The sequence below is a fragment of the Escherichia sp. WS3063 genome (genome assembly GCF_046486595.1).
Taxonomy (GTDB): Bacteria; Pseudomonadota; Gammaproteobacteria; order Enterobacterales; family Enterobacteriaceae; genus Escherichia; species Escherichia coli.
The window spans coordinates 107,465-117,580 of record NZ_JBJQKY010000014.1 but is presented as its reverse complement, the minus strand read 5'-3'; the positions used below and the strand labels follow the sequence as shown (position 1 = coordinate 117,580).

13 protein-coding genes are annotated in these 10,116 nt (G+C 51.2%); 6 read left to right on the top strand and 7 right to left on the bottom strand.

Going from position 1 to position 10,116, the window contains the following annotated elements; genetic code table 11:
- Positions 1-173: 173 nt before the first annotated feature.
- The 3 genes from ruvB to yobI all read right to left on the bottom strand — a co-directional run bounded on the left by ruvB (position 174) and on the right by yobI (position 2,008).
- Complete coding sequence (ruvB, locus tag ACJHYW_RS15135) at positions 174-1,184, bottom strand: Holliday junction branch migration DNA helicase RuvB (protein WP_000568519.1); 1,011 nt, start codon at positions 1,182-1,184, stop codon at positions 174-176.
- A gap of 8 nt (positions 1,185-1,192) precedes the next feature.
- Positions 1,193-1,804: a Holliday junction branch migration protein RuvA gene (ruvA, locus tag ACJHYW_RS15130; RefSeq protein ID WP_061092987.1), complete on the bottom strand. Its 612-nt coding sequence runs from the start codon at positions 1,802-1,804 to the stop codon at positions 1,193-1,195.
- Between the two features lie 138 nt (positions 1,805-1,942).
- Complete coding sequence (yobI, locus tag ACJHYW_RS15125) at positions 1,943-2,008, bottom strand: stress response small protein YobI (protein ID WP_072127750.1); 66 nt, start codon at positions 2,006-2,008, stop codon at positions 1,943-1,945.
- 70 nt (positions 2,009-2,078) lie between these two features.
- Between yobI and ACJHYW_RS15120 the strand changes: the two genes are divergently transcribed.
- Positions 2,079-2,681: a YebB family permuted papain-like enzyme gene (locus ACJHYW_RS15120; RefSeq protein WP_001024929.1), complete on the top strand. Its 603-nt coding sequence runs from the start codon at positions 2,079-2,081 to the stop codon at positions 2,679-2,681.
- A 1-nt stretch (position 2,682) separates the two neighbouring features.
- Here ACJHYW_RS15120 and ruvC read toward each other — a convergent pair whose 3' ends face one another.
- From ruvC to aspS, 4 genes are read right to left on the bottom strand one after another with little or no spacing between them, the layout of a single operon-like run.
- Positions 2,683-3,204, bottom strand: a complete 522-nt coding sequence (gene ruvC, locus ACJHYW_RS15115; protein ID WP_001295503.1) for a crossover junction endodeoxyribonuclease RuvC — start codon at positions 3,202-3,204, stop codon at positions 2,683-2,685.
- A gap of 34 nt (positions 3,205-3,238) precedes the next feature.
- A complete protein-coding gene (locus ACJHYW_RS15110) occupies positions 3,239-3,979 on the bottom strand; it encodes a YebC/PmpR family DNA-binding transcriptional regulator (protein ID WP_000907234.1) in 741 nt (246 codons plus the stop codon).
- Positions 3,980-4,007: 28 nt separating this feature from the next.
- Entirely contained in the window at positions 4,008-4,460 is a 453-nt protein-coding gene (nudB, locus tag ACJHYW_RS15105; protein WP_077249130.1) for a dihydroneopterin triphosphate diphosphatase, read from the bottom strand.
- Positions 4,453-6,225, bottom strand: a complete 1,773-nt coding sequence (gene aspS, locus ACJHYW_RS15100) for an aspartate--tRNA ligase (RefSeq protein ID WP_061092988.1) — start codon at positions 6,223-6,225, stop codon at positions 4,453-4,455. The genes nudB and aspS overlap by 8 nt, the downstream gene beginning before the upstream one ends.
- Positions 6,226-6,534: 309 nt before the next feature.
- Between aspS and ACJHYW_RS15095 the strand changes: the two genes are divergently transcribed.
- The 5 genes from ACJHYW_RS15095 to cmoB are packed head-to-tail and all read left to right on the top strand — an operon-like array spanning position 6,535 to position 10,116.
- Positions 6,535-7,101: a hydrolase gene (locus ACJHYW_RS15095; RefSeq protein WP_000891625.1), complete on the top strand. Its 567-nt coding sequence runs from the start codon at positions 6,535-6,537 to the stop codon at positions 7,099-7,101.
- On the top strand, positions 7,098-7,916 hold the full coding sequence (locus tag ACJHYW_RS15090; protein WP_000639276.1) for a DUF72 domain-containing protein: 819 nt from the start codon (positions 7,098-7,100) through the stop codon (positions 7,914-7,916). The genes ACJHYW_RS15095 and ACJHYW_RS15090 overlap by 4 nt, the downstream gene beginning before the upstream one ends.
- 52 nt (positions 7,917-7,968) lie before the next feature.
- Positions 7,969-8,364 (top strand): MAPEG family protein, encoded by a 396-nt coding sequence (locus tag ACJHYW_RS15085; protein WP_000252980.1) that lies wholly within the window; start codon positions 7,969-7,971, stop codon positions 8,362-8,364.
- A 40-nt stretch (positions 8,365-8,404) separates the two neighbouring features.
- The gene (cmoA, locus tag ACJHYW_RS15080) at positions 8,405-9,148 is read left to right on the top strand and encodes a carboxy-S-adenosyl-L-methionine synthase CmoA (RefSeq protein ID WP_000019591.1); all 744 of its coding nucleotides are present in this window, start codon (positions 8,405-8,407) and stop codon (positions 9,146-9,148) included.
- Entirely contained in the window at positions 9,145-10,116 is a 972-nt protein-coding gene (gene cmoB / locus ACJHYW_RS15075) for a tRNA 5-methoxyuridine(34)/uridine 5-oxyacetic acid(34) synthase CmoB (protein WP_000564726.1), read from the top strand. Before cmoA ends, cmoB begins: the two co-directional genes overlap by 4 nt.

Here is a 10,116-nt window from a genome sequence, read left to right as displayed (position 1 = left end):
GAATCTACGCAACAGGTTGAAAACCTAAGGCCCGATACGGCATGCGGACTGCAGGCAGAGAAAACTGGCCGATTTTCTCTGCACAGGAGGGATAATACAAGGCCTGATAAGACGAACAGCGTCGCATCAGGCACACTGCCAGTGTCGGATGCGGCGCGAGCGACCAATCCGACTTACGGCATTTCTGGCGGCGTTATGCCAAAGTGATTCCACGCCCGCGTCGTCGCCATACGCCCACGCGGTGTACGCTGCAAAAAGCCTTGCTGAATCAAATAAGGTTCCAGTACATCCTCAATGGTTTCACGTTCTTCGCCAATGGCTGCCGCCAGGTTATCCAGACCTACCGGCCCACCAAAGAACTTATCGATTACCGCCAGCAACAATTTGCGGTCCATATAATCGAAACCTTCAGCATCGACATTCAACATATCCAGCGCCTGAGCAGCGATATCTGCCGAGATGGTGCCATCGTGCTTCACTTCGGCGAAGTCACGCACTCGACGCAGCAGACGGTTGGCAATACGTGGCGTACCGCGCGCACGACGAGCAACTTCCAGCGCGCCGTCATCACTCATCTCAAGCCCCATAAAGCGTGCGCTGCGACTGACGATATATTGCAGATCCGGCACCTGATAAAACTCCAGACGTTGCACAATACCAAAACGATCGCGCAACGGTGATGTCAGCGAACCTGCACGTGTGGTTGCACCAATCAGGGTAAACGGCGGCAAATCAATTTTAATGGAGCGTGCCGCCGGACCTTCACCAATCATGATATCCAGTTGGTAATCTTCCATTGCCGGATACAACACCTCTTCCACCACTGGCGAAAGACGGTGGATCTCATCAATAAACAGCACGTCATGCGGTTCAAGATTAGTGAGCATCGCTGCCAGATCGCCGGCCTTTTCCAGCACCGGACCAGAAGTCGTGCGTAAATTAACGCCCATTTCATTGGCGACAATGTTGGCAAGCGTAGTTTTACCCAACCCCGGAGGACCAAAAATCAACAGATGATCGAGGGCATCGCCGCGCAGTTTCGCTGCTTTGATGAAAATCTCCATCTGTGAACGAACCTGCGGTTGACCAACATACTCTTCCAGTAATTTAGGGCGAATGGCGCGATCTGCCACATCTTCCGGCAACGTGGTACCGGCAGAAATCAGACGGTCTGCTTCAATCATCCTTTACCTCATAACGCGGCGCGTAGGGCTTCGCGAATTAATGTTTCACTGCTGGCGTCAGGGCGAGCGATTTTGCTCACCATGCGGCTTGCTTCTTGTGGTTTATAGCCCAGCGCCACCAGCGCGGCAACAGCTTCCTGTTCAGCATCGTCGGTCGCCGGGCTGGCAGGTGACGTGAGTACCAGGTCGGCAGCTGGCGTAAAGAGATCGCCATGCAAACCTTTAAATCGGTCTTTCATTTCAACAATCAAGCGTTCGGCGGTTTTTTTGCCAATACCCGGCAGTTTCACCAGCGCCACCACTTCTTCACGCTCAACGGCATTAACGAACTGCTGCGCTGACATTCCAGAGAGGATCGCCAGCGCCAACTTCGGGCCGACGCCGTTGGTTTTGATCAACTCTTTGAACAACGTGCGCTCTTGTTTATTGTTAAAACCGTACAGCAGTTGCGCGTCTTCACGCACCACAAAGTGGGTGAAAACGAACGCTTCCTGACCCGCTTCAGGGAGTTCATAAAAACAGGTCATCGGCATATGCACTTCATAGCCTACGCCGCCCACTTCAATTAACACCAGCGGGGGTTGTTTTTCAATGATGATGCCTCTGAGTCTGCCAATCACATGACGCTCCTGCGTAATGAATCAAAGATAATGCTGTATGATAAAAAAATGCTGGATAGATATCCAGCGAAGGATGAAGAAAACTTGCGAGGCGTCCCGATGTTCTGAAATATGACGCAGTATAATTTTTTCTACAGGTTATATTGGAAGCAAATATTTAAATATTACATATTCAGTGAGGAAATGCGTAATAAAAATATACATTGCGCCTCCTGAAAAAATAAATTTTTTATGCTATTACGTATATTCATATCTATTTCAATGGAATGACAACATGAATATTAATTACCCTGCTGAATATGAAATTGGTGATATCGTCTTTACATGTATAGGTGCTGCCTTATTTGGCCAAATATCAGCTGCATCAAATTGCTGGAGTAATCACGTCGGTATCATTATCGGTCATAACGGTGAAGACTTCCTGGTTGCAGAAAGCCGGGTTCCCCTTTCAACTATCACCACGCTATCTCGTTTTATTAAACGTTCTTCTAATCAACGCTATGCTATAAAGCGATTAGACGCCGGGCTTACAGAACAACAAAAACAACGAATTGTTGAACAGGTTCCCTCCCGGCTACGCAAACTTTACCACACCGGTTTTAAATACGAATCTTCGCGCCAGTTCTGTTCAAAATTTGTTTTTGATATTTATAAAGAGGCGCTATGTATTCCGGTGGGTGAAATAGAGACGTTTGGAGAACTGTTAAACAGCAATCCGAATGCAAAACTCACTTTCTGGAAATTCTGGTTCCTGGGTTCTATTCCGTGGGAGCGTAAAACCGTCACGCCAGCCAGTTTGTGGCATCATCCGGGTTTAGTGTTGATTCATGCGGAGGGAGTGGAAACGCCTCAGCCGGAACTGACCGAGGCGGTATAACTTAACGCAGTCGCCCTCTCGCCAGGTTCAGCCGCGATTCGCTCATCTGCATCGCATTCTGACTGACGTGACAATGGGTAATCGCGATAGCTAATGCATCGGCAGCATCCGCCTGTGGATTAGCGGGCAGTTTCAGCAAGGTGCGGACCATATGCTGCACCTGGCTTTTTTCGGCACTACCAATACCTACCACCGTTTGCTTTACCTGACGTGCCGCATATTCAAATACCGGCAATTCCTGATTCACCGCCGCCACAATCGCCACGCCGCGCGCCTGCCCCAGTTTCAGGGCTGAGTCAGCGTTCTTCGCCATAAAGACCTGTTCAATGGCGAAATAATCAGGCTGGAATTGGGTGATGATTTCCGTCACGCCCGCATAGATGAGCTTCAGACGAGACGGTAAATCATCCACTTTGGTGCGTATGCATCCGCTACCCAGGTAGGACAGTTGCCTGCCTACCTGGCGGATGACGCCATAGCCGGTCACGCGCGAACCCGGGTCAATGCCGAGAATAATAGCCATCACGCGTCTCCGTTTTGCTGTTTAGCAGGCCTCATCAGAGAGTCGCTGCAACCTCATCAGAGATTTCACCGTTATGGTAAACTTCCTGCACGTCGTCGCAATCTTCCAGCATATCGATCAGACGCATCAGTTTCGGTGCGGTTTCTGCATCCATATCAGCTTTGGTGGACGGGATCATGGAAACTTCCGCGCTGTCTGCTTTCAGACCTGCCGCTTCCAGAGCGTCGCGTACTTTGCCCATTTCTTCCCATGCAGTGTAGACATCAATCGCGCCGTCATCATAGGTCACAACGTCTTCAGCACCGGCTTCCAGGGCTGCTTCCATGATGGTGTCTTCATCGCCTTTCTCGAAGGAGATCACGCCTTTTTTGCTGAACAGATAAGCTACGGAACCATCAGTACCGAGGTTACCGCCACATTTGCTGAATGCATGACGCACTTCAGCAACGGTACGGTTGCGGTTGTCAGACAGACATTCAATCATGATTGCCGTGCCGCCAGGACCGTAACCTTCGTAGATGATGGTTTCCATGTTTGCATCATCATCACCACCCACACCTCGTGCAATTGCGCGGTTCAGAGTGTCACGGGTCATGTTGTTAGACAGTGCTTTATCAATTGCTGCACGCAAACGCGGGTTAGCGTCCGGATCACCACCGCCCAGCTTAGCCGCGGTTACCAGCTCACGAATGATTTTAGTGAAGATTTTACCGCGCTTAGCATCCTGCGCAGCTTTACGATGTCTGGTGTTGGCCCATTTACTATGACCTGCCATAAAAATATCTCCAGATAGCCCTGCCTGTTCAGGCAGCGTTAATTACAAACTGTTCAATCGCCTGCCGGTTGCTCCAGGACTTAGTGAGCGCCGCCGCAGCAGGCGCATCAAGCCACTTGTAAGCCAGATGTTCAGTGAAAACGATCTGGCGCTCGTGCGGGAGCGCAAGACAGAACCATGATTCCGTATTACGCGTCACGCCCGGCGCATAGCGATGACGTAAATGTGAAAAAATTTCAAATTCTACCGTGCGCTGACAGTCAATTAAGGTCAGTTGTTCAGCGACAACATCAATGGTGACCTCTTCCTTTACTTCGCGCATGGCAGCTTGCGGCGCGGTTTCACCCTCTTCCACGCTGCCGGTTACCGACTGCCAGAAATCGGGATCGTCACGTCGCTGCAACATCAGCACCCGTTTCGTATCTTGTGCGTAGATGACCACTAAGATCGAAACGGGACGCTTATAAGCCATATCAGTTATTCTCAGCCTTCTTCACAACCTGAATGCTCAGCTCAGCCAGTGCAGTCGGGTTAGCAAAGCTCGGTGCTTCAGTCATCAGACACGCCGCCGCCGTGGTTTTCGGGAAGGCGATAACGTCACGGATATTGTCGGTGCCGGTCAGCAGCATGGTCAGACGGTCAAGACCGAATGCCAGACCTGCGTGCGGCGGAGTACCGTATTTCAGGGCGTCGAGCAGGAAGCCGAATTTCTCGCGCTGTTCCTCTTCGTTGATACCCAGAATACCAAACACCGTCTGCTGCATATCACCATTATGGATACGCACAGAACCACCGCCCACTTCGTAACCATTGATGACCATATCGTAAGCGTTCGCCACCGCATTTTCCGGTGCAGCTTTCAGTTCTGCAGCAGTCATGTCTTTCGGTGAGGTGAACGGATGGTGCATTGCCGTCAGGCCGCCTTCACCGTCGTCTTCAAACATCGGGAAGTCGATAACCCACAGCGGTGCCCATTTGCTTTCGTCGGTCAGACCAAGGTCTTTACCCACTTTCAGGCGCAGTGCGCCCATCGCGTCGGCAACAATTTTCTTGTTGTCGGCACCGAAGAAAATCATATCGCCATCTTGCGCGGCAGTACGATCCAGGATGGCTTCGATGATTTCTGCATTAAGGAACTTCGCTACCGGGCTGTTGATACCTTCCAGACCTTTCGCGCGTTCGTTAACTTTGATGTACGCCAGACCTTTCGCGCCGTAGATTTTAACGAAGTTACCGTATTCGTCGATCTGTTTACGGGTCAGCGATGCGCCGCCCGGAACGCGCAGAGCCGCTACGCGACCTTTCGGATCGTTCGCCGGACCTGCAAATACTGCAAATTCAACGGATTTCAGCAGATCGGCAACGTCGGTCAGTTCCATCGGGTTACGCAGATCCGGTTTATCAGAACCATAACGGCGTTCTGCTTCTGCAAAGGTCATTACCGGGAAATCGCCCAGATCCACGCCCTTCACTTCCAGCCACAGATGACGCACCAGCGCTTCCATCACTTCACGCACTTGCGGCGCGGTCATGAAAGAAGTTTCCACATCGATCTGAGTAAATTCAGGCTGACGGTCAGCACGCAGGTCTTCGTCACGGAAGCATTTAACGATCTGATAGTAGCGGTCAAAGCCGGACATCATTAGTAGCTGTTTGAACAACTGCGGGGATTGCGGCAGCGCGTAGAATTTACCTTTGTGCACACGAGAAGGCACCAGGTAGTCACGCGCGCCTTCCGGCGTGGCTTTGGTCAGCATCGGAGTTTCGATGTCGAGGAAGCCGTGGTCATCCATAAAACGGCGCACCAGGCTGGTGATTTTAGCGCGTGTTTTCAGGCGCTGAGCCATTTCCGGGCGACGCAGGTCGAGGTAGCGGTATTTCAGACGCGCTTCTTCGGTGTTGACGTGGTTAGAGTCAAGCGGCAGAACATCTGCACGGTTGATGATAGCCAGCGAGGACGCCAGTACTTCGATTTCGCCAGTCGCCATATCGCGGTTAATATTTTTTTCGTCACGCGCACGTACGGTGCCCGTGACCTGAATGCAGAACTCATTACGCAGTTCAGAGGCCAGCTTTAACGCGTCCGCACGATCCGGATCGAAAAATACCTGCACGATACCTTCGCGGTCGCGCATATCGATGAAGATCAGGCTACCAAGATCACGACGACGGTTGACCCAACCACACAGAGTCACCTGCTGCCCCACGTGGGACAAACGGAGCTGTCCACAATATTCTGTACGCATGAGATATCCCTTAACTTAGCTGCCGGCGGATGCCCCCTGCTGCGCAGGTGACCAAGTCGCAGCGTTAGCTGTATGTCACAACTGAATGAAAAAAGGCGGCTATTATACTGGAAATTCTGCCGCACCGTAAGAGCCTGGCCCGCGCTGGAACGCCTCGTTACCACTTTATATCGGGCCTGAAATCAGACTCTACGCCAGTTTGCTATAAAGGTGTTGCCCGAACTCATAAAAATTAACAAAATTTGTCGTTCCGCCATCGGCTAATCGCATTAAGGTGAGAGGCACGATTTTGTTTTATCAGGAGTCATCATGCTTGAACTTAATGCTAAAACCACCGCGCTGGTGGTGATTGATTTACAAGAAGGCATCTTGCCTTTTGCCGGTGGTCCACATACTGCCGATGAGGTGGTTAATCGCGCCGGGAAGCTGGCGGCGAAATTTCGCGCCAGCGGTCAGCCCGTGTTTCTGGTGCGTGTTGGCTGGTCTGCCGATTACGCCGAAGCATTAAAACAGCCGGTTGATGCCCCTTCCCCCGCTAAAGTGTTGCCCGAAAATTGGTGGCAACATCCTGTAGCATTAGGTGCAACCGACAGCGATATCGAAATCATCAAACGTCAATGGGGTGCGTTTTACGGTACGGATCTGGAATTGCAGTTGCGCCGCCGGGGTATCGATACAATAGTGTTATGTGGGATCTCGACCAATATCGGTGTTGAATCCACCGCCCGCAATGCCTGGGAACTCGGTTTTAATCTGGTGATTGCCGAAGATGCATGTAGCGCAGCCAGCGCCGAGCAGCACAATAACAGCATTAATCATATCTACCCGCGCATCGCCCGTGTGCGTAGCGTTGAAGAGATCCTCCACGCGTTATGATTTACATCGGTTTGCCACAATGGTCGCATCCTAAATGGGTGCGGTTGGGGATCACCAGCCTTGAAGAGTATGCCCGCCACTTTAACTGTGTGGAGGGTAACACTACGCTTTATGCCCTGCCGAAACCCGAGGTTGTCCTGCGCTGGCGTGAGCAGACCACAGATGACTTCCGCTTCTGTTTTAAGTTTCCGGCGACCATTTCGCATCAGGCAGCATTACGGCATTGCGATGATTTAGTGACTGAATTTTTGACCCGCATGTCACCGTTGGCTCCGCGCATTGGACAATACTGGCTGCAACTGCCTGCCACATTCGGCCCACGGGAGCTGCCTGCGCTTTGGCATTTTCTCGATTCTCTTCCCGGCGAATTTAATTATGGTGTGGAAGTCCGCCATCCACAGTTTTTCGCCAAAGGGGAAGAGGAACAAACGCTTAATCGCGGTTTACATCAGCGCGGCGTTAATCGGGTGATTTTAGACAGCCGCCCGGTTCATGCAGCACGTCCACACAGTGAAGCTATTCGCGACGCTCAACGAAAAAAACCTAGAGTTCCGGTACATGCTGTACTGACGGCGACAAATCCGCTGATCCGTTTTATCGGTAGTGATGATATGACGCAAAACCGGGAATTATTTCAGGTCTGGTTACAAAAATTAGCGCAGTGGCATCAGACCACTACGCCTTATCTTTTTTTACATACGCCAGATATTGCCCAGGCCCCGGAACTGGTACATACCCTGTGGGAAGACTTACGTAAAACGCTTCCAGAGATCGGAGCAGTTCCGGCAATTCCACAGCAATCTTCTCTTTTCTGAATTTGCCACCTATCATAGACAGGTGCCATCGGCCATTTTAAAGGGAGTTTGTATGGTAAGCGCGCTGTATGCCGTTTTAAGTGCGTTGTTATTAATGAAGTTCTCTTTTGATGTCGTTCGCCTGCGCATGCAGTACCGCGTTGCCTATGGCGACGGCGGTTTTAGCGAACTGCAAAGCGCTATTCGCATTCATGGTAACGCGGTGGAATATATTCCCATCGCGATTGTGTTGATGCTGTTTATGGAAATGAATGGCGCAGAAACCTGGATGGTGCATATTTGCGGCATCGTTTTGCTTGCTGGTCGTCTGATGCATTATTACGGTTTTCATCACCGTCTGTTCCGCTGGCGACGTTCCGGCATGAGCGCCACCTGGTGTGCGCTGTTGCTGATGGTGCTGGCGAATCTTTGGTATATGCCCTGGGAGTTGGTTTTCTCCCTGCGTTAGCGCACAATACGCCACTTTCTTTTTCCCGGATTTTTACGTTATGTCTCACCGCGACACGCTATTTTCTGCCCCTATCGCCAGACTGGGCGACTGGACCTTTGATGAACGGGTAGCTGAAGTCTTCCCGGATATGATCCAGCGTTCCGTTCCCGGCTATTCCAATATTATTTCCATGATTGGTATGTTAGCCGAGCGCTTCGTTCAACCTGGTACGCAGGTTTACGATCTGGGTTGTTCTCTGGGCGCGGCGACGCTCTCGGTGCGTCGCAACATTCATCATGATAATTGCAAAATTATTGCCATCGATAACTCCCCGGCGATGATTGAACGCTGCCGTCGTCATATTGACGCCTATAAAGCTCCTACGCCAGTAGACGTTATTGAAGGTGATATTCGCGATATCGCCATTGAAAATGCATCGATGGTGGTGCTGAATTTTACCCTGCAATTCCTGGAACCTTCCGAGCGCCAGGCGTTACTGGATAAAATTTATCAAGGACTGAACCCGGGCGGTGCGCTGGTGCTTTCGGAAAAATTCAGTTTCGAAGATGCCAAAGTTGGTGAACTGCTGTTCAACATGCACCACGACTTTAAACGTGCCAACGGTTACAGCGAACTGGAGATCAGCCAGAAGCGCAGCATGCTGGAAAACGTGATGCTAACCGATTCTGTGGAAACCCATAAAGCACGCCTGCATCAAGCTGGTTTTGAGCATAGCGAGCTGTGGTTCCAGTGCTTTAACTTTGGTTCACTGGTGGCATTAAAAGCAGAGGACGCTGCATGATCGACTTTGGTAACTTTTATTCTCTGATTGCCAAAAATCATCTTTCACACTGGCTGGAAACGCTGCCCGCGCAGATTGCTAACTGGCAGCGCGAGCAGCAGCACGGGCTGTTTAAGCAGTGGTCCAACGCGGTGGAATTTCTGCCTGAAATTAAACCGTATCGTCTGGATTTATTGCATAGCGTAACCGCTGAAAGCGAAGAGCCACTGAGCGCCGGGCAAATTAAACGCATTGAAACGCTGATGCGCAACCTGATGCCGTGGCGCAAAGGGCCGTTCTCACTGTATGGCGTCAACATCGATACAGAATGGCGTTCCGACTGGAAATGGGATCGCGTTCTGCCCCATCTTTCTGATTTAACCGGGCGCACCATTCTTGATGTCGGCTGCGGCAGCGGTTATCACATGTGGCGCATGATTGGCGCAGGGGCGCATCTGGCGGTGGGTATCGATCCCACGCAGCTATTCCTCTGCCAGTTTGAAGCAGTGCGTAAACTGCTGGGTAACGATCAGCGCGCGCATTTGTTACCGTTAGGTATTGAACAACTTCCGGCACTGAAAGCCTTTGATACCGTCTTTTCGATGGGCGTGCTTTATCATCGCCGTTCACCACTGGAGCATCTCTGGCAGTTGAAAGATCAACTGGTGAATGAAGGCGAACTGGTGCTTGAAACGCTGGTTATTGATGGCGATGAGAACACGGTGCTGGTACCAGGCGATCGTTACGCGCAAATGCGTAATGTCTATTTCATCCCTTCTGCGCTGGCGCTGAAAAACTGGCTGAAGAAGTGTGGTTTTGTTGATATTCGCATTGCGGATGTGAGCGTTACCACCACAGAAGAACAGCGACGCACCGAATGGATGGTTACTGAATCGCTGGCCGATTTCCTCGACCCGCATGATCCGAGTAAGACAGTTGAAGGTTATCCGGCACCTAAACGCGCGGTGCTGATTGCGCGCAAGCCGTAA